Genomic DNA, 19,015 nt, shown 5'->3' on the forward strand with positions numbered 1-19,015 from the left:
AGGTGGCCTAATTCTTAGCGCTGAAACGGCCTACTTAGACTTGACGAAACACAGGCCGCACCGGCGCTGCCCTTGGCGCTGCCGGCGGAGGGGGCTGCAGAGGGGGCTGCGGCTGCGCCGCCCCCGGCTCCGTCCGCGCCTCCACCTGTCGCGGAGCCGGCAGTTGGACCGTTGCTGCCGCTGTCGGCGGCGGGGGTGGCGAGGCGGCGCGCGTCCGCGGCCGGGATTACCCCGTACCCGGGCAGGTAGGCCGGGTCGTCCCCGTTGGCGAACAGCGCCCGGTCCGTGACCACCAGCTGGACCTCGACCACCGTGTTGGCCGCCTCAGCGGCACCGGTCAGCCGTTCCACGAGCGTGTCGGCCATGACCTGGCCGCGGCTGCGCGGATCCCCGGTGTTCCGCAGCCAGGACGCCTCCCGGTCCAGGACGGCCAGGGCACTGACCCCGGCCTTGAGCGGCAGCAGGGCCGAAAGGAACACCATTCCCCCGGCGCCGGCCGGCACGACACGGTCCGCTCCCCCACCGCCTGCTCCCGCGCGGCCACGAACCCGGCCGCGTCCGCCCGGTACGCCAACGCCCGCACCCGCCCCACCAGGGCCGGTCGTTCGTTCAAGGATTCCAACGCGTCCAGGTCCCCGGCCACCGCCTCGTCCACGCCCATCCGGTCCGGCACCGACAGGCACGCGGTCTCGCGCACCAGCAAAGTGGCCCGCCACTCCGTGATCCGCCCCAGCGACAGGGCGTGCAGGGTGTGCGGCATCTCCCGCACCAACACCCTCGCCAGGCCCAGATGCCGGGCACCCCGGGCCGGCGGGTCCCGCCGCGCCAGCGCCAACTGCTCCGCCACGCCCTTCCCGAGCCGTGTGGCGGGCACGCCCAAGGCCTCCTGCCCCGCCCGCTGCAGCCCGTCGAACACGGTCGCCAGGACCGCCTGCCGGGCCGCGGCGGCGCCCTTGAGCTCCTCCAACGCCCGGATCTGGTCAATCAGGCCCGCACCGGCGGACACCGCGGACACGGCCGGGCCGGGGGCAGCGGCGCCGGGGGCGGTTGGGCCGGAACGGGAGGACCCGGGAGCGGCCGTCCCCAGAGTGGACACGGCGGGCGGGGCGGAGGTGCCGGCGCCGATGGGTCCCGACAGGGCCTCGATCCAGCCGGCAATGCCGGCCGCGGTCAGGGAGTTCGTGCGGGAAGCGGCAAAGGCGCCAGGGCCGCCGGCACCGGCCCGCCCGGAGGCCGGACCGTCACCCAGTATTGGTGCTGCCGTGCGGTCCGCCATGGTTCCCCCATCGCCGTTGAGGCGGGGCCCCGATGCCCCTTGCGGCTCCGTCCGGGCTGCCGCCATGCCCCAATTTTACGCCAGCATAGACGACAGCACCAGATGATAATCGAATATATTTTCTAAAATAATTCCATGACTACAAGTGTTTTCAGTAAACTAACCAACTGGCACTTCCTCCACAGGCGACACTATTAGAACACTTGTCCACAGCACCGACCTTGCACCCGGATTCCCCGATGCGGGCCACCCAGCGGCACACAGGGCTGAACTGCAAGGCATGGCCCTGTACCCCCGAGGGAAAGGAGTACGGCCACCCACGCCGTCGTCGACCCGGCCGTCAAGGACGGCCTGCACGTGCACCCCGGGTGGACGGTCCAGCCACAAGACCAAATGTGGAGCAGCCGCCCCAATGCGGACCAGCCCCCAGGCCGCGACCAAGGGGCTATTGCGGCCCCACGGGCCACTGCGGGCCGCGGGCCACGGACCGCGTGGACGCAACGGTGCACCGCTCCGGCCCGCTGCGCCAGCCCACCGGACGGGACCGCAAAATGCGCGACGACACCGCAGACGAACGCCCCGAGCGCCCGGCCGGCACTGGCAATGGCGTGACCCCAGCCACCTAATGGCGCCGGCCGGGACCGTGGAACCTATGCTTGAAGGACTATGGTTACCAGACGAGAAGCCGCGCAGATCCTTGACATCCCCCTGGAGATGGCCCACCGCCACGGTCTTCCGTCACGCCTGAGCAGCGCCGAATTGGCCGAAATCCAGGCGAACCCGCCGGCCTGGTTGGTCCAGTCGCGCGCCAACCGCACGGGCAAGCGCCCGATCTGGGCCGAGTTGCGCTGCTACATCTGCGATTTCCACGAAACCGCGCGCCCCAAGAAATGGTGGCCCGAGTTCACCTTCGTGATCTGTGACTTCCATGAGACCGATGAGCTGCCCCGCCCCGCGGCCGGAATGCACCGCGCCGAATGGGAGGGCGTGGGCAGCCGCTTCCGCGGCATCGTGGACGCGCCCCGGGTCTAGTCCGGAAGGTTTTCGCGCAACACGCCACGGTGCACGACGGCGGCCTCCCGGTGGAGCGCCCGCCCCTGCTCCGTGAGCTCCACGAAGATGGCCCGGCGGTCGTCACTGCAGGCGCTGCGCGTGATGAGACCTGCCTTTTCCAGCCGGTCGACAATGCGCGAGAGTGCACTCTGCGTCAGCGGGGTGTGGTCCGCGAGCTTCTTCATGCGGCATTCATCCAGGCCGGTTTCCGAGACCAGGTCAAGTACCTCGAACTCGTTGAACCCAATGTCGAAGCGGGACTCCAGTTCCCTGTCGATTGCATTCGAGGTGCGCATATAGGCATCCTGCACGCGGCGCCATTGCTCCACGAGTGCGCCTTCTTCCAACCCATCCATACCTGCCAGTCTACTGTTGCGAAGAATTAAGTTCCACATCATTATTTACCTTGTCATTAGATGACACGTCATCTACATTCAGGACATGTCAACTCCCCAACTTGCGTCCCTACCAGCACTGCGGCCGCCCACCCCACTCCTCGAGGGCGCCAGGGCTCCGTGGACGAAGGCCCAGTGGACCCTGCTGCTGGTCCTCTGCACGGTCCTGGCCCTGGACGGACTGGACGTGTCGATGGTCGGCGTCGCTCTTCCCTCCATTGGCCACGAACTCAACCTGGATACCGGCGCACTCCAGTGGATCGTCTCCGGCTATGTCCTGGGCTACGGCTCGCTGCTACTGCTGGGCGGGCGGATGGCCGACCTGCTGGGCCGCCGCCGGGTCTTTCTGATCGCGCTGAGCGTTTTCGCCGTCGCCTCCCTGGCGGGTGGATTGGCCAGTGATCCCACGCTGCTGATAACCACGCGCTTCGTCAAGGGCCTGGCCGCGGCCTTCACCGCGCCCACCGGCTTTTCCATCATCACGACCAACTTCCCCGAGGGCCCCCAACGCAACAGGGCCATCTCCATCTACTCGACCTTTGGCGCCAGCGGATTCTCCCTAGGCTTGGTGGTGGGCGGGCTCATGACATCGTTGAGCTGGCGCTGGACCTTCCTCGTGTCGGTGCCGTTCGCCGTCGCCGCCATCATCGTTGGACTCCGGGCCATCCCCCGCGACCGTCTCGACGCCGCCGACGGTGGCCATGACGTATGGGGCGGCGCTACACTGGCCACCGGTATGCTGGCACTTGTCTACACCCTCGTCTCGGCCCCCGGCGCAGGCTGGGGCTCCGCCAGGACCATTATTGGCTTCGTTGCCGCCGCGCTGGTCCTTGCGGCGTTCGGCGTCATCGAGACGCGCGCCAAGCATCCCCTGGTCCGTTTCAGCATCCTGCGGCAGGGCTGGGTGGCCCGTGCCAATCTCAGCGCCGTTGGCCTCTTTGGCTCCTATCTGAGCTTCCAATTCATTGTGACCATGTACCTGCAATCGGTGCTCGGCTGGTCACCGCTGAGCATGGCCCTGGCCCTGCTGCCGGCCGGGCTGATTGTCATGGCCGCCTCGCCCTTCGCGGAGAAACTGATTGAGCGTTTCAGCGCACCTCGGCTGATTGTGGCAGGACTGGTGGCCCTCTCCGCCGGCTACATCCTGTTCCTGCGCATCGGCACCACTCCCGTCTACGCCACGGACATCCTCCCCTCGATGGTCCTGCTGGGCATCGGTTTCGCTCTGGGGTTCCCGGCCACCAACGTCCTGGCCACCGAGGGCATCGGCGACGCCGAACAGGGGCTGGCGGCCGGGCTGATCCAGACCAGCATGCAGGTTGGCGCGGCGCTGGTCCTGGCCGTCACGACGGCGTTGGTTGCCGGAGCACACAGCTCCGGTTCCGGAGCGGGCGCCATGCTGGATTCCTTCCGGCCAGGCCTGGTCCTCAGCGCCGTTGTCGCCGTCGCGGCTTTGCTGGTGGTGCTGGTGCCGCAGCGGCGCACCCGGCGGTAGCGGGCCGGAAGGCCGGCCACAAGACGCTAGGATCTATGGAAGCCACCCCTACCCACCAGGAAGACCTTCCATGTCCGTGTCCGCCAAAGCCTTCGCGCAATGGCTCCACAGCACCGCCCCCGGACTGACCAATGCCGAGGTCTGCCGGCTGGCCGGCATCAAACGCTCCACGCTGGCCCAGCAGCTGGTGCGCGGCAAGGTGGCCATGAGCACCGTGGTCGCCGTCGCCCGGGCCCTGGGCCAGGACGTGGTGGGGGCGTTGTCGGGCTTTGAGAAGTTTGCCGACCTGGCCACCGGCGCCGCGGCGCCCACGGCGGACGAGCTCATCAGCCAGGTATCGGACATGGACCTCCTGCGCGAAATCCTGGACCGGCAGGCCAGGGCCGATGCGGCCCCCGCCCCGCCGGCATGGGAGCTGTCCACGGTGCCGCACCGGACCTCGGTGCGCTGTTGGATCGACGCCGTGGGGCCCGGCGACCTGCGCCAGCAGATAGCCAAGAACACCGCCGTCGCACCGCAAAACCTCTCCGCGCAGATCACGGCAAATCGGCTGGCACCGGACATCGCCATCGCCGCGGCGCGGATTGCCGGCGTTGGCTTGACCAATGGTCTGGTGGTGGCGAGCCTCATCACTCCCGCCGAAGCCGGCTGGGCCGAGGGCGCGCGGGCCGAGGCACTGGCCGCCCTGCCGTCGTCGGCGCTGGTCACGCTGGCCGCGGTCCGGCTGGAGAATTTGGGGCGGACGCTGCGCCGCCTCGATAACGACAACGAACAATCAACTGCACTGTGGGAGAACTTGGGATGAGCACCGTCATGCAATGGATCGCACTGGGCGCCTGCCTGGCCTGTACCGGCTGGCGGTTGCCCGCCGCGCTGAAGCGGCGCAATGCATCGCTGTTTTGGATGTTCGCCCTGCTCTCCGTGGCCGTGGGCCTGGGTATCGATGCCATCTACCTGCCCGTAGACGCCCTGCTGGGTAGAGTGAACGTCGCGAACCTGATCATCAGGCTGGCCCTCTACGCCGTCTTTTTCATTCTTGCCACCAGAGTGGCCGCTGCCTACCGCGCCCGCCGCAGCGAATGGCTCATCCGGGGCCCGGTGGGGCTGACGGTGCTGGCGGGGATTGCCGCGGCCACGGTTGCCCTGTTCCTGCTCAGCGACATGCCCACCTCCAGCACGGGGCTGCGGGCGTTCGCCGGGCAGCCCACAGTCCAGGCGTATGTCTATGCGGGCCGGCTGTACCCGGCGTATGCAGCCGCCGTGCTGATCCAGCCGACGGCGGCCGCGGGCCGGACGGCGGCACGGGCCATCAACCGGATGTCCGCCTGGCTGATCTGTGCGGCATTCGCCATGGTGGTGCTCCTGACCCTGATCCAGGTGGCAGGCCTGCCGTTTCTTCTCCTGGTTGATTTCCTCTCCTATGCGGCCATCCTGTGCATGGCGGCGGGCATGGCGCTGGTCTGGATCTCCTTCCGCAAGCGGAGCACTCGGACGTAAGATCCTTTCCAACAGCACCACGTGTTCACACTTTCATTAGAATCTGCCATACTAATGAATGTGTGAACGAGTACCGGAGGGGATTCGGGTGCTTCATACGCTTTGGGGGGTGAGTGGTGGGCCACATTAGTGGCCCACCACTCAGCTTTTAACGCCATCGAATGGCGAATGCTCAATCAGGCCGCGTACACGCCGTCCAGCCACGTTTGCCACGCCGCTCCCTCGGCGGCAGCGTCCGCGCCGTCGTCGAACAGGTGGACAGTCATGCCGACCACGGAGCCAAAGGCGTTCCGGCCAAAGAAGCGGTACATGGCAGTGGACGTCCGCAGCCCAATGAAGTTCTCGTTGGTGTAGTCAAGCACGGCGTCGAGGGGGTCCACGCCGGGGACCACCGCCTGGACGGATACCCCCTGCCCAGCACCCGCCACACCCAGCGCCGACCGAAGCAGTTCGAAGGCCTCCGCCGTCCCCGACGCCGCCGGACCCTGGATGTCCGCAAATGCCGCCTGCCGGCCGGCAAAATGCTTTACGTACTCCCCCAGCGTGTGCTGGTAGAAGGCGGTGTGCTTCAGCGCACCGTCGTACTGGTTGTCCCAATCATCGAAGAAGATCCCCGAATGCACATAGCGCAGCCAGGTCTTGCCTTCCGGCCGTTCCTCGATCAGGTAGTCCAAATGGTTGAAGAAGCCGCCCTCGCCCTCCATGTGGTTGGCGAAGTGGTGCGGCGGCTCCCAGACCGTGACCACGCTGCCGAACGGTCCGGTGCCGCCGAGCCGCGGCTCCACCTCCATCGGCCATAGCCAGCCGGAGTTGCCCAGCGTGGCGGCGTCGAAGACCTGCTGCGGCGTTCCCTCGATCACCGTTTCCGAAACGATCTCAAATTCCTTGCCCATGGTCCTTCTCCTTGTTCGGGCCGGCCACGCCGGTGCTCTCAATGGACACTGCAGCAACCGGGTCAACAACGCTGGGGTGGAGGGCGACGACGATCCTGTGCCTGCGCCCGCCAGCGGCGCCGGCGCTGTGATACTTGGCCGCCAGCGCGCCCACGGTGTCCCCCAGCTCCTGCACAAAGGCCGCCCGGTCCCCGGCTGAGGCGAAGGTAATCTCGCCGTCGAGGGCAAAGGTGGCTAACGGCTTCCGGGCCGCGGCCGAGCGCACCACCAGGGTGCCGACGTCGCGCACCAGCTTGGCGGCCACCGCCAGCATCCAATGCGCCGAAAGCCTGTCCCGGGACAGCTCCGGATCCGGGGCTACCCCTGCCAAGGCGGCCGGGGAGATCACGAAGGACTCCGCCACAGCCGCCATGACGCGCTCGGTGGCATTGCCCTTGCGCCGCTCCTCCACCAGTTCCACCAACCCGTGGCGTTCGAGGGCCTTGAGATGGTAGTTGACCTTCTGCCGCGGCAGCCCCACCCGCACCGCCAGCGCGGCCGCGGAGGCCGGCCTCCGCAATTCGGCCAGCAGGGCGGCACGGATCGGGTCAAGCGACGCCTCGGCCGCCTGCGGATCCTCGATCACTGCTATGTCCAACATGGCTCAAGCATCTCACCGAACAATTAATTTGTCTAGAACTTTTTAATTGTCGGAAAGATGCATCAGGGTCGCAGCAAAACCTTGATCGCGCGGCGCTCATCCATGGCCCGGTAGGCCTCCGGGGCCTGCTCCAGCGGCATTTCGACGTCGAAGACCCGGCCCGGGTTGATGGCGCCGGCCAGCACATCCGCCAGCAGCTCGGGGATGTACGTGCGGGCCGAGGCCATGCCGCCGGCCACGCTGATGTTGGTGTCGAAGAGGTAGCGCAGCGGAATCTCCGAGCCACCCGTGGGCACGCCGACAAAGCCGAGCGCACCGCCGGGCCGGGTGCTGTGCAGGGCCTGTTCCATGGATTCCTTGGTGCCCACGCATTCCAGCACGGAGTCGGCCAGCACGCCGCCCAACAGCTCCCGCACGCGGGCCACACCCTCCTCGCCGCGTTCGGCCACCACATCGGTGGCACCAAATTCGCGGGCCAGTGCGGCCCGGTCCTCGTGCCGGGACATGGCGATGATCCGGGTGGCGCCCAGCCGCTTGGCGGCCAGCACACCGCACAGCCCCACCGCGCCATCGCCCACCACGACAACACTGTGGCCCGGACCCACATGGGCCGACACGGCGGCGTGGTGGCCGGTGGCCATGACGTCGGAGAGCGAGAGCAGGCTGGCCGTCAGCGCAGCATCCGGTGCACCGTCAACGGGCACCGCAACCAGCGTGGCGGAGGCGTTGGGCACGCGCACGGCCTCGCCCTGGCCACCGTCCAGCCGGAAGCCGTGTTCGTCCTTGCCGCCCCAGCCGGCCAGATGGTCGCAGGCCACCGTGACGCCGTTGAGGCACTGTGGGCACTCGCCGCAGCTGTCCACGAACGGGGCGATGACAAAGTCCCCCACGGCCAGATCCGTTACGGCCTCGCCCAGGCTCTCCACCACGCCCACAAACTCGTGGCCAATGGCGGAGGGTTTGCGGGTGGGCTTCACCCCTCGGTAGGGCCACAGGTCCGATCCGCACACGCAGGCCGCCGTGACCTTGACGATGGCGTCGCCGGGCAGCTGCAGGACCGGGTAGTCGCGCTCCTCGACGCGGATGTCGCCGGGACCGTGGATGATGGTGGCACGCATGGGCACTCCTGGAATATCGGGACAGTGGTATCCACCGAGTCTAATGACCGGACTGTGCGGGCCTAGGCGCAATGCCGTTTACTTAGGATTCTTTGGTATTCGCTTGAGCGGCCGGTTCGACATCGTCCGTTTGACCACGCGCGGGCTGGTGCGGTGCCGGCGCAGGGGCAGGAGTTCGTGCAGGATTTCCCGGCAGAAGACGGCGAAGGCCTCAGCCAGGCGTTGAGGGGGAAAAAGCCGGGCGCCCGGCAAGGGAACGCTTGGCTGCCCGGAGGGTCCGTGTGAAGGAGAACCGCAGCGGGTCCTCCTCGAAGTGCCGGGCGACGCTCCCGATGAGGGAACGGATGGCGTAGTGCACGCACAGGTGGCCGTAGATTTCCTGCAGGACCCCGCCGGGGGTTTTGGACCCCAGCACCATCCCCGGCCCGCGCTGGCGGGTCTTGAGTTCGTCGAAGCTGGACTCAATTTCCCACCGTCTGGCATACGCCCCGGCGAGGTCTTGTGCCGGTGCCGCCTCCGGGTCCAGGAGGGTGGTGATGAGGCGGAAGCCGCTGACCTCCTCCCCGGTGGTGACCGTGTATTCGATGACCCGCACCCGGACCGGGTCCGTGTCCTTCCTCCTGTCCTTGGGGCTGGCATAAAGGTCCGAGAGGTAGGACCCGTCGGCCAGCTCCTCAACGACGGGCAGCAGGTTGGAGGCCTTGACCCGCCACAGCAGCGCCGCCCCGGTTCCGGCACTGTCCGTCCAGGCGGTGTAGGAGAAGAATCCCCGGTCGGCCATCAGCAGCATCGAGGCATCCAGGTCCGCCTGCAGGGCCGGATACAGGTCGTGCTCGGAGGTGGAAAGCCCGGCGACCACGGCCGAGAGGACCGCGTGCGTGCCACATTCGACCAGGCCGAGCACCCGCGCCTGCGGGTAGGCGCTCTTGAAGTCCGTCGTCGTGCCCGGACGCCCGTAGGCGCGTTCGTTGGCCGGCGTGTCCGCCAGGTCCAGGGTGGTCCCGTCCACGGCCACCAGCCGCCACTTTTTGTAGAACCCGGGCCCGTCCGGTGCCGCGAACGGCGTCGCCACCTCGGCGAACAGCTCCGCCATCACCGTGGAGCCCAGCCGGGTGCGGGCCTTGAAGATCGCGGCCTTCGTCGGCATCTGCCATTCCCCGAACCGGCCCGTGAGCCACTCCATCCCGGCCAGCAGCGACCGCATCACCTCCTCGTACGACCCGGCCGAAAACAGCGCCAGGGACATCACGTAGTAGACCATCAGCCGGGAGGGCAACAGCCGGGTGCGCTGCTCGGCGGCCCCGGTCCGCTCAATCACCGCATCCACCACATCCGGCGGAAACACACCGATCGAGACGTGGTCGCTCAACCGCTCGGGACCCTCGCGTGTCACCCCGCCACTGCGCGCCATGCCGAAAGATTAACACAAAGGACGTAAGTAAACGGCATTGGGCCTAGGCGTAGTCTCCGCTAAAGGCCTCGGCCAGTGCGCGCACGGCAAACGGCTCCATGACTACGTGGCCGTCCATCCTCAGCAGGCCCAGAGTCTGCAGGGACTCCAGGGTCTGCTGGACAAAGCCGGCGACGTCGGCGTCCTCCGCCTCGCTGTCTGCGCGGTCCAAGACCTGCTCGACGGCGAGCGGTTCCGCCGAGGTGGCCAGCGACAGGACGCCCACGGTGATGGACTCGGCGACCTCGCGGTTCTCCAGCTCCGAGGGGCTTTCCTCCACCAGCTCGACCATGGCCAGGGAGGCCAGTCCGCGCACCTCCACCAGCCGGTCTTCCGTGCCGCCGGACAGGAAGGTCTGTGCAGCAGGGGCGGGGGCCGCGGTGTCCGCGTCCACGGCCACGAGTTCAAGTTCCAGCAGGGCGTTCCAAATGGCCTCGGCATGCCCGGAGCCGGCGGCCTGGACCATGCCGCCGTGGTCCACGGGCAGCGGACGCTCGCCCGGCCCGATGGGTGTGCCCGTGCCCAGCCAGGCGAGGATGGCCTCGGCGCTGCGGACCAGCTCAGTGCCGGCCAGGCCGGCCAGTTCGGCCTCCTCGGACAGCTCGGGAAGGTCGAAGGTGAACCCACCCATGCGGTCCTGAGCGCCCATGAACAGCATCGCCTGCACGTCACCGAGCGCCTCGTCGCTGCCCGCCCAGCGGCCGGTCTCCTCGAGGAACTCGATGTAGATCCGCAGCGCCGTCAGCGTGAAGCTGGCCTGCTCGTCGTCGGGCTCCTCGGCCATGACGGCGTCGGCCGCGTCCAACAGCGGGTCGGCCTCGAAAGCCAGCGCCGTCGTTTCGTAGCCCGCATCCACCAGCACCCCGGCCACGGTGGCCACCTCGCCGAGCACGGCCAGGGCCGCCGCCGTGTCGTCACCGTCCTGGTTGAACCAAGCCACAAAGTCCGGGGTGAGGGCCTCAACGCTGCGCCGAATGGCGAGCGCACGCACGGAAATACCCGACGAGGGAGTGGAGGAGGGCTTCTTCTGCGCGGTCTTCTTTGCTGCGGCCATGATTAAGGCCCTTTCCTGCGGTTGCCTATGGGTCCATCGTCGACGCTACCGCCCCACGGAGCAGGCGGGCAATTCTTCGGATCCGACAGCCAGAACCTGGGCCGGCTGCCGGTCCAGGCGCCACTGTTTCCGGGTTTGGGCAACAGAGGACCTCCGTCTCTAAGGTTGGACCATACTGCCTATAGAATCCAGTGCAAGGTCCACTGCGCTCCGTCCGGCGCGGACCACAGCCATACCTTGAGGGGGGAGCCTGGAGGAACAGCCGGACCAGCAGCGGGTCGCCGCGGTGCTGGGCACGCCCCAGATTTCGGCTTTGGCCCTGCTGCGTCCCCGCGTGCTGGCGGCTTTGGACGCCGCCGCAACGGCCCCCATCACCATCGTCCGGGCCCCCGCAGGCGCCGGCAAGATGGTGGCGCTGGTCCACTGGGTCCGGGCACGGCACACGGCCCATTGCATCTGGGTGTCCGTGGGGGCACACAATGCCGGCCCGGCGGCCTTCTGGCGGGCCGTGTCCGGCGCCCTGGGCAGCTGGGGCAGCCCGCGCCGGCACAACGGGCCGGCGCCGGACTGCCCCCGGTCCCTGGCCGAGGCGCTGTCCGGCCAGGAGCCCCACGTTGTCGTGGTGGACGGGTTTGAGGAAATCACCGATTCAGAGGTGGCCGAGGGGCTGCTGCATCTGGTGCGCATGGCGCCCAACGTCTCGATGGTCATCGGCACCCGCAGCGAGATGGCCCTGGAACAGCAGCGCGCCATCATCGACATTGATGTGGCGGTGGTCCCGCACCAGGTGCGGCATTTCACCCGGGCCGACACCGTGCAGCTCTTCAGCGGCTCCGCCCTGGCCGGCGCCGAGGAAATGTTTTGCGCCGGGCTGGGCGGATCCCCGCAGCTGCTGCGTGCGGCACTGCTGCGCGTCCCCGCCGCCAGCGACCGGACCGCGTTCCTGCACGAAACCGTGTTGGCCACCGTCACCACCTCCATCAAGGCCCATCTGCGCAGCCTCTCCCTGGATGCGGCGATGCTTGGCTTCATGGAGGCCACCTCCGTCCCGGAACGTTTCACCGCTGATTTGGGCAATGCGCTGGCCGGCACCAACCAGGCCAAGGAGTTCATCTCCCGGGTGGAGACGCTCGGTCTGGGCCAGTGGATCCAGGCCCGGGGCGCCGCGGAATTCCACTATGTGCCCGCCGTCCGCACGGCACTGCTGGACCTGTACAGCCGCCGCCCGGATGCCGACAGCCAGGCCCTGACGCGGACCGTCATTGATCATGAACTGGCACGCGGAAACCCCGAACAGGCCCTTGCCTGCGCGGTCGACATTGCGGATTTTGGCCTCTGCAGCCAGATTCTGCTGGACTACTCCTATCTGTGCGCTCCCGGTGCCGGCCGCCGTGTCAAGGCCGATCTGGAACGGCTCTCCGGCACCGTATTGGTCCAGCACCCAGTGCTTGCCTTGGTCCTCGCCCTGCATTGCTCGGCTCACCCCACCACCCAGGCGGCCGCGTCGAAATACCTGGACCAGGCGCTGGAAGGCGTCAGGGTCCAGGAGCCGCACGCCGGCGGGGTCCAGCGGCTGGCACTTCTGGCAGTGGCGGCGACGGCGCTGCGGATGGCCGGCCGGACCGGCGAGGGGGTGGGCGCTGCCCAGCAGGGTCTGGCACTGCTGCAGCAACTGCCGCTGCCGGAGCGAGAGGCCATGCCGGCGTTTGAGGCTGCCGCCATGGTGCAGTTCGGTCTGTGCATGCTGGCCGCCGGGCAGCTTGAGCGGGCCGCGGAGGCATTCGAATTGGCAGCCGTCGCGGGCGGACACTGCACCCTCCCCGGCTACAGGTTCCATGCCCTCAGCCTGCAGGCCTTGGTCACCGTGGCCACCGGGTCCGCCAATGCGGCCCGGCACATTCTGCACCAGGCCAGGGGTCAGGCGGGAGACGTCTCCCTCATGGCCTCCCACGCACAAATACCCTTCCTCCTGGCCAGCCTGCTGGCGGCAGTGGAGGATCTTGATGTGGAGTCGGCAGCCCAGTTCGAGGAGCCGCTGCGCGCCGAACTGTCAAAAAGTGAGCATTGGGCGCTAAACTGCTGCACGCCCGGCTGGCCCTGGCGCAGCGGCGGCCGGAGAAGGTTCTGCAGCTTCTCGAGGCCGCCCCCACCAATGGCCGGGCCGGTGGAGATCCTTGCCTCGCTGGCATCCATGCTTTCCGAGACGGGATTCAAATCAGCCCTGGCATGGCTGCCAGCGGGCGACAGATCCGCCGTCGCCGGCGCCGCCGTCCGCCACGGCATTGAGCTCTCCGCCGCCCTGGCCCAGAAACCGGCCATGGCCCTCACCGACCGGGAGTCAGCAGTCCTGGCCACACTGGCGGACACCGGTGACCGGGCCGAGATTGCCCTGCGCCACTTTGTTTCGGTCAACACCGTCAAGACCTAGCTGGGCAGCATCTACCGCAAGCTCAAAGTGACCAACCTGGACGATGCGCTGGCGGTGGCGGACAGCCTGGGACTGCTCCAACCAAGGCGCCCCTGACCATTGGCTCCGCCGTCGGGAACAAAACGGGCGCCGAGTGCGCTACAGTAAATAGTCCACACGCCGTCCATCCCACGGATGGCTGCGGGTGGGTTTGATAACACCATATGGGGATGATCGGTTTCGACGATGTTAGTCGCGGCAGGTGAAGCGGGCCGAGGATACAGGGTTATCTCGTAAACGCTCTCTGTAAAACAATAAGTGCCGATTCAAAGCGCACTGACTTCGCTCTCGCTGCCTAAGCAGTAAGACAGTCCGTCAGCCCGGGTATGCCTTCGGCCCGGTTCCTGGCGTCATTTAGAGGGCCACTGCTCTTAACCCTCGTTGCAGGGGTTGAGGGGACTCTTATGTAACTGAGCCTGGCAACTACTCGTTTGCAAGATAGTTGGGGCTGAGAAAAACCGCCGCAAACTGCGCCCGGAGAAGCCCTGGCAATACAACATCGGACGGGGGTTCAATTCCCCCCATCTCCACATAACGAAAGGCCCCCTCATCCGTGAGGGGGCCTTTGGTGTATCCGGGCCCCCAAGCGGCGCTCAGACCAGCGCGAACAAGGACAGTGCCAGCCCAACCGCCATCAATGCCTCATGCACTCCCCTGCTCCGGGGAACACCTGCCGCATTCGCATCGCCCCGGGACGCCGAGAATGCGGCCAGCAACCACCCCACGCCGGCAAAGGCCAGCACGATGGAACCGGCGAGATGGGTCAAGATGGCGCCCAGTTCATGCACCGAGCCACCGCTGGCCCCGCCCGGAGCGGCGGCCAAAATCCACACGGTGGCGGCCATCATGGCCGCACGGTAGACGCCGCCGGCCACACCAAGCCCGGTTCCGGCCAGCCATGGCTGGCGGTGGAGCATTGCCTGGAGCACAAACCACAGGGCGGCCGCGGTGAACACCCCCAGGGGCAGCAGACCCGGGCCCAGGGTCCAACCAAGGGGCAGGCCCGCCAGGACAACGCCCATGAGGGCTGCCAGCAGGTGGTTGGTCCTGGCCACCCACGGACCCTGGGCCAACGCCCTGCCCAAGGACCAGGCGGCGGCCACCAACAAGGTGGCGGCGAGGGCGGCAGCAAGGGGCGTGGCGGTCGTCATGCGGCAAATGGTCCTTGTGGTTCGTGTGCGCGTCCCGGGCCGGGGCACACCAGGAGCGGATGGTTCTCTGGTACCGGTCTACCAGCCGCTGCTGGGTAGACCCTGAGGGCGATCGACCCGGTGCGGCCGGCTTCCTGCCCGCCCCGAAACCCCCGGCGCGGGCCCCTTCCGCCACCCCGCCGCCGGGCCTAGACTCAAGGCACCGCCCACAGGATCGACGCTTTGGAGGTGTGGGGTGGACAGACACGCGGGCACAGGGCGGAGAGGCCCGGCATGAGACTCGTCGTCGACCTCACCAAATGCCAGGGCTACGCGCAGTGCGCCTTCCTCGCGCCTGACGTGTTCACCATCCAGGGCGACGAGGCGCTGGCGTACGACCCCAATCCGGACGATTCCCAGCGCCGGCGGATCCTGCGTGCTGCCGCGGCCTGCCCGGTCCAGGCCATCCGGATCGAGCAACCCTTCCCGCCCGGCAACCCAGCACCGCCCGGCGGGCCGGCGACGTCGGCCGCATCCGAACCTCCGACGTCCCGCGGGAGCATGGAGGCGTTCAAGCGGACCGGCCGGATCGTCGTCGTGGGCGCGTCGCTGGCCGGTCTGCGGGCCGCGGAACGGCTGCGGGTGGAAGGATTTTCCGGGTCACTGACCCTGGTCGGCGACGAGGTGCACGCACCCTACGACCGGCCGCCGCTGTCCAAACAGGTCCCCGCCGGGTGGGTGCATCCGGGCGGCACGGCGCTCCCCCGGCGCCACGGGCTCGACGCCGACTGGCGGCTGGGGGTGGCGGCCACCGGACTTGACCTGGCCGGCAAGGAGGTCCGGCTCGCCGACGGAACGCGGATCGGGTTCGACAAGCTGTTGATCGCCACAGGCGTGCGGGCCTGTCCCTGGCCCAATCCCGCCGAGGCCGCCCTGGCCGGCGTGGTGACGCTGCGCACCCGGGAGGATTCCGCTTCCCTGGAGCGGATGTTCGCGGCGCAGCCCCGCCGCGTGCTGGTCATCGGTGCCGGATTCATTGGCTCAGAGATCGCCTCCGTGTGCCGGGAACGCGGCCTGCCGGTGACGGTGGCGGAGGCCGGGCCGGTCCCCCTCGGGGCGGCACTCGGTGCCGAGATCGGGGCGATAGCGGGCGAGCTCCAGCGGGCGAACGGCGTCGACCTGCGCTGCGGGGTCAGGGTCACAGCGCTGGAGGGCGATGCCGGCGGGCAGGTGCGCCGCGCCCGGCTCTCCGACGGCAGCACCCTGGAGGTGGACGTGGTGGTCGCGGCACTGGGCCGGATCCGCAACGTTGAATGGCTGGCCGGTTCGGGGCTGGCCTGCGGCGTGTGGGGCGTTGCCTGCGACGCCGGCTGCCGCGCCTTCGATGCGAACGGCCTGGTCACCGACGACATCTTCGCCGCCGGCGACGTCGCGCGCACACCGCAGCCCATGTTCGGCTACCAGTTCCTGGCGCTTGAGCACTGGGACAACGCCGTCGCCCAGGCCGACGTGGCGGCACACAACATGGTGAGCACCCAGGCCGAGCGCTGGCCGCACCTGGCCGTGCCGAAATTCTGGTCCGTGCAGTTCGGCACCGAGATCAAGAGCGTGGGCGTGCCCTCGGTGGCCGACGAGGTTGTCATCACGCAGGGATCGGTGGCCCAGCGCAGGTTTATGGCGGTCTACGGCTACAAGGGCCGCATCGTGGCCGCTGTGGCCTTCAACCAAAACAAGTGGGTGGACTTCTACGAACCGCTGATCGAACAGGCGGCACCCTTCCCGCCCACCTTCCGCCAGGTCGACGAGCCGGTGCAGCGCCGGCCGGTCCCCGCCGGCTTCCATGCCATGGCCAGCCCCACCCACGACGCGACGGTCGTCGTGACCGGCCACGACCCCAGCGAGCGCCGCGCCACGCTGACCTCGTTTCCCCTTTCCAAGGAGCCATTGCCATGACCCAGCCCAGTGTCTGGGAGCAGATCCTCGACTACTCCCACCGGCCCAACCCCTACCAGCTCTACGCCGAGCTCCGCAAAACCCCCGTAACAGTGGCGGAGGACGGATCGTACCTGGTGAGCACCTATGCGGAGATCGTCTCGCTGCTGCACGACCCCCGGGTCAGTTCCGATGTCGGCCGCAACCCGCAGGCGGCTGCGGCTGCCGCGGCCGGGGCCAGAACCACCGGGACCGAAACCGCCGGAACCGGGACCGCCGGAACCGGGGAGGAGGCCGAAGAGGGTGCCGGGGAAGCGCGGGGGCTGGGGCCCAGCTTCCTGCTGATGGATCCGCCGGACCACGACAGATTGCGGCGGCTGGCCATGCGGCACTTCGGCCCGCCGAACACCCCGGGGCGGGTCGCGGGTCTGGAGCCCAGGATGGTGGAGATCGTGACGGGGCTGATCGACGATCTGGCCGGACGGACGCGTGTGGACCTCGTTGACGATTTTGCCTATCCGTTTCCGGTGGCGGTGATCTGCGAGCTGCTGGGGGTCCCCGTCGGGGACGAACGGCGCTTCCGGGTCTGGGTGGACATGGCCTTGGAGTCCACCGACCCCGGTGTCGACGCCGAAACGCAGCAGCAAAAGCGGACCGAGGCGGGCAAGTGGCTGCTGGACTACATGACCGACTTGGTGGCGGCCCACCGGCAGGCACCCGGCACGGACCTGCTCTCCGCCATGGCCGACGACGACGGTCCCGAGGGGCGGATGACCAACGAGGAGCTGGTGAGCCTGGGCCTGCTGCTGTTGGTGGCCGGCCACGAGACCACCGTCAACCTCATCTCCAACGGCATTCTGACCCTGCTGCACCATCCGGACATGCTCGCGCGGCTGCGGGACGATCCAGATCTGGCCATCCCCATGGTCGAAGAGCTGCTCCGGTTCGAGCCGCCCGTGCATTTCCTGCCCTTCCGCACGGCCCTTGACGACATCGAGATCGCCGGCACCACCATTCCCGCGGGCGCCTCGATCACACCGGTGCTGGCCGCGGGCAACCGGGACCCGCTCCACACCAGAGACCCCGACAGCTTTCTCCCTGACCGCGAAAACAACGACCACCTCGGCTTTGGCAGCGGCATCCACCTGTGCTTCGGGGCCCCGCTGGCCCGGCTGGAGGCCCAGATCGCGCTCGCCGAATTCGCCGGACGGCTGGACAACCCCCGGTTGGCCGAGGACCCGCCCCTGTACCGGCCCAGTCCCATTCTGCGCGGCCCCCGGCACCTGGCCGTCGACATCGACGGCGTCCGCGCTGCCGTGCCGGGCACAGAGTAGCCCGGTGCCGCCATGCATATCGCCGTCGTCTGCCTTCCCGCCACCGGACACGTCAACCCCACCCTGCCGGTGGTTGCCGAGCTGGTCCGCCGCGGCCACCGGGTCACCTATGCCACCTCGGAAAAATATGCCGATGCCGTCCGGGCCACGGGGGCTGCATTCTTTGCCAGCGGCACCGATTTCACGGCCCAGCTGCCGCGGCACAGCCTCCAGCCGCCCGCCGGGGGCAGTCCGGGCGCGATGATGAACCCCCTGATGTCGGGGCTGATGCAGCGTCTGCTGCTGGGAGCGCGGGAGGAGTTTCCGGTGTTGCTGGCCCGGCTGGCGGCAGATCCGCCCGATGCGCTCTGCTACGACGCCATGACCCTGGCCGGCAAGATGGCCGCGGCAAAACTCAACGTGCCGGACATTGCGCTGCTGCCCACCTATGCCAGCAACGAGCACTTTTCGATGCGCGAGCTGATGCCCGAACGGCTGCCTGCCGCGGCGCTGCGGGCCTGGAAGGAGGCCAGGGAGCAGGTCAGTGGCTTCGCGGCGGAGCAGGGGCTGGAGAACATCGGCTTTATGGACGGCGTCCCCGCCTCGCTGAACATCTCCTTCATCCCGCGCGCGTTCCAGCCGGCCGGGGACACCTTTGACGGGCGGTTCCACTTTGTCGGCCCCTGCCTGGGCAAGAGGGTGTCCACAGGCAGCTGGCAGGCGCCGGCGGCGGGGCCGCTGCTGTTCATTTCCCTGGGCACGACGCCACTGAACGACCGGCCGGATTTCTTCCGGATGTGCCTTCAGGCGTTCGGCAATAGCCGCTGGCAGGTGGCGATAGCGACCGGCGAGCAGATCCAGGCAGCAGAGCTCGGCGCGATTCCCGCCAATGTGGACGTCCGCCCGTTCTTCCCGCAACTGGAGGTCCTGCGGCACGCCAGCGTCTTCCTCTCGCACACGGGGATGAACTCGACCATGGAATCGCTGTACTTCGGCGTGCCGCTGGTGGCAGTGCCGCAGCAGCCCGAGCAGGCTGCCAATGCCCGCCGGGTGGAGGAGCTGGGGCTCGGCCGCCGGCTGGACCCGGCCACCCTCTCTGCCGCACTCCTGCGCAGCACCGTAGAAGAGGTGGACGCCGACCAGCGGATCCGTGGCAATGTGCACGCGATGTCGGCAAGCGTCCGCGCCGCCGGCGGACCGGAGGCCGCGGCCGATGCCATTGAAGGCTTCCTGCGGGCCCAAGGGCCGCCGCCCGGGGCGTGAGGCTCCCGTGGATTCAGGCGACCGCCGGCTAGGGGGCCG

The 19,015-nt window shown here is 68.4% G+C and carries 18 protein-coding genes and 1 other RNA gene; 10 read left to right on the forward strand and 9 right to left on the reverse strand.

Annotated elements, in window-relative coordinates; genetic code table 11:
- Positions 1-14 precede the first annotated feature (14 nt).
- Both ACQCSX_RS08520 and ACQCSX_RS08525 read right to left on the reverse strand, forming a co-directional pair.
- Positions 15-365, reverse strand: coding sequence for a hypothetical protein (locus tag ACQCSX_RS08520; protein WP_427018560.1), 351 nt, complete (start codon positions 363-365; stop codon positions 15-17).
- Positions 338-1,342, reverse strand: coding sequence for a hypothetical protein (locus tag ACQCSX_RS08525; RefSeq protein WP_427018561.1), 1,005 nt, complete (start codon positions 1,340-1,342; stop codon positions 338-340). The genes ACQCSX_RS08520 and ACQCSX_RS08525 overlap by 28 nt, the downstream gene beginning before the upstream one ends.
- Positions 1,343-1,767: 425 nt before the next feature.
- Here ACQCSX_RS08525 and ACQCSX_RS08530 point away from each other — a divergent pair, with 425 nt between their 5' ends.
- Positions 1,768-1,902: a hypothetical protein gene (locus ACQCSX_RS08530; RefSeq protein ID WP_427018562.1), complete on the forward strand. Its 135-nt coding sequence runs from the start codon at positions 1,768-1,770 to the stop codon at positions 1,900-1,902.
- 40 nt (positions 1,903-1,942) lie between these two features.
- Positions 1,943-2,308 carry a hypothetical protein gene (locus ACQCSX_RS08535; protein ID WP_427018563.1) on the forward strand — a complete coding sequence of 122 codons (366 nt, stop codon included), beginning with the start codon at positions 1,943-1,945 and terminating at the stop codon, positions 2,306-2,308.
- On the opposite strand, the gene ACQCSX_RS08540 is transcribed toward ACQCSX_RS08535, so the two are convergent.
- Entirely contained in the window at positions 2,305-2,685 is a 381-nt protein-coding gene (locus ACQCSX_RS08540; protein ID WP_427018564.1) for a MarR family winged helix-turn-helix transcriptional regulator, read from the reverse strand. The genes ACQCSX_RS08535 and ACQCSX_RS08540 overlap by 4 nt on opposite strands.
- Before the next feature lie 85 nt (positions 2,686-2,770).
- On the opposite strand from ACQCSX_RS08540, the gene ACQCSX_RS08545 reads away from it, so the two are divergent.
- The 3 genes from ACQCSX_RS08545 (at position 2,771) to ACQCSX_RS08555 (ending at position 5,716) form a co-directional block, all read left to right on the forward strand.
- On the forward strand, positions 2,771-4,219 hold the full coding sequence (locus tag ACQCSX_RS08545) for an MFS transporter (protein WP_427018565.1): 1,449 nt from the start codon (positions 2,771-2,773) through the stop codon (positions 4,217-4,219).
- 70 nt (positions 4,220-4,289) lie between these two features.
- Positions 4,290-5,024: a hypothetical protein gene (locus ACQCSX_RS08550; protein ID WP_427018566.1), complete on the forward strand. Its 735-nt coding sequence runs from the start codon at positions 4,290-4,292 to the stop codon at positions 5,022-5,024.
- A complete protein-coding gene (locus ACQCSX_RS08555) occupies positions 5,021-5,716 on the forward strand; it encodes a hypothetical protein (RefSeq protein ID WP_427018567.1) in 696 nt (231 codons plus the stop codon). The genes ACQCSX_RS08550 and ACQCSX_RS08555 overlap by 4 nt, the downstream gene beginning before the upstream one ends.
- 176 nt (positions 5,717-5,892) lie before the next feature.
- On the opposite strand, the gene ACQCSX_RS08560 is transcribed toward ACQCSX_RS08555, so the two are convergent.
- The 5 genes from ACQCSX_RS08560 to ACQCSX_RS08580 form a co-directional block, all read right to left on the reverse strand.
- Positions 5,893-6,609: an SRPBCC family protein gene (locus ACQCSX_RS08560; protein WP_427018568.1), complete on the reverse strand. Its 717-nt coding sequence runs from the start codon at positions 6,607-6,609 to the stop codon at positions 5,893-5,895.
- Entirely contained in the window at positions 6,593-7,249 is a 657-nt protein-coding gene (locus tag ACQCSX_RS08565) for a winged helix-turn-helix domain-containing protein (RefSeq protein WP_427018569.1), read from the reverse strand. Before ACQCSX_RS08565 ends, ACQCSX_RS08560 begins: the two co-directional genes overlap by 17 nt.
- A gap of 62 nt (positions 7,250-7,311) precedes the next feature.
- Positions 7,312-8,367 (reverse strand): zinc-dependent alcohol dehydrogenase family protein, encoded by a 1,056-nt coding sequence (locus ACQCSX_RS08570; protein ID WP_427018570.1) that lies wholly within the window; start codon positions 8,365-8,367, stop codon positions 7,312-7,314.
- Positions 8,368-8,578: 211 nt separating this feature from the next.
- Positions 8,579-9,778, reverse strand: coding sequence for an IS4 family transposase (locus tag ACQCSX_RS08575; RefSeq protein WP_427018571.1), 1,200 nt, complete (start codon positions 9,776-9,778; stop codon positions 8,579-8,581).
- 43 nt (positions 9,779-9,821) lie between these two features.
- Positions 9,822-10,871, reverse strand: a complete 1,050-nt coding sequence (locus tag ACQCSX_RS08580; protein ID WP_427018572.1) for a hypothetical protein — start codon at positions 10,869-10,871, stop codon at positions 9,822-9,824.
- Between the two features lie 313 nt (positions 10,872-11,184).
- On the opposite strand from ACQCSX_RS08580, the gene ACQCSX_RS08585 reads away from it, so the two are divergent.
- Both ACQCSX_RS08585 and ssrA read left to right on the forward strand, forming a co-directional pair.
- Entirely contained in the window at positions 11,185-13,299 is a 2,115-nt protein-coding gene (locus tag ACQCSX_RS08585; protein WP_427018573.1) for a hypothetical protein, read from the forward strand.
- 205 nt (positions 13,300-13,504) lie between these two features.
- Positions 13,505-13,871: a transfer-messenger RNA gene (gene ssrA, locus ACQCSX_RS08590) on the forward strand.
- A gap of 60 nt (positions 13,872-13,931) precedes the next feature.
- Here ssrA and ACQCSX_RS08595 read toward each other — a convergent pair.
- Positions 13,932-14,489: a DUF5134 domain-containing protein gene (locus ACQCSX_RS08595; RefSeq protein ID WP_427018574.1), complete on the reverse strand. Its 558-nt coding sequence runs from the start codon at positions 14,487-14,489 to the stop codon at positions 13,932-13,934.
- A 273-nt stretch (positions 14,490-14,762) separates the two neighbouring features.
- On the opposite strand from ACQCSX_RS08595, the gene ACQCSX_RS08600 reads away from it, so the two are divergent.
- Genes ACQCSX_RS08600 through ACQCSX_RS08610 form a run of 3 tightly spaced genes read left to right on the forward strand, consistent with a single transcriptional unit; the run spans position 14,763 to position 18,976 of the window.
- Positions 14,763-16,421, forward strand: a complete 1,659-nt coding sequence (locus tag ACQCSX_RS08600; protein WP_427018575.1) for an FAD-dependent oxidoreductase — start codon at positions 14,763-14,765, stop codon at positions 16,419-16,421.
- The gene (locus ACQCSX_RS08605) at positions 16,418-17,734 is read left to right on the forward strand and encodes a cytochrome P450 (RefSeq protein ID WP_427018576.1); all 1,317 of its coding nucleotides are present in this window, start codon (positions 16,418-16,420) and stop codon (positions 17,732-17,734) included. The genes ACQCSX_RS08600 and ACQCSX_RS08605 overlap by 4 nt, the downstream gene beginning before the upstream one ends.
- Before the next feature lie 12 nt (positions 17,735-17,746).
- Positions 17,747-18,976: a macrolide family glycosyltransferase gene (locus tag ACQCSX_RS08610; RefSeq protein ID WP_427018577.1), complete on the forward strand. Its 1,230-nt coding sequence runs from the start codon at positions 17,747-17,749 to the stop codon at positions 18,974-18,976.
- Positions 18,977-19,015 lie beyond the last annotated feature (39 nt).

The sequence above is a fragment of the Pseudarthrobacter sp. P1 genome (assembly GCF_050156935.1).
GTDB lineage: Bacteria > Actinomycetota > Actinomycetes > Actinomycetales > Micrococcaceae > Specibacter.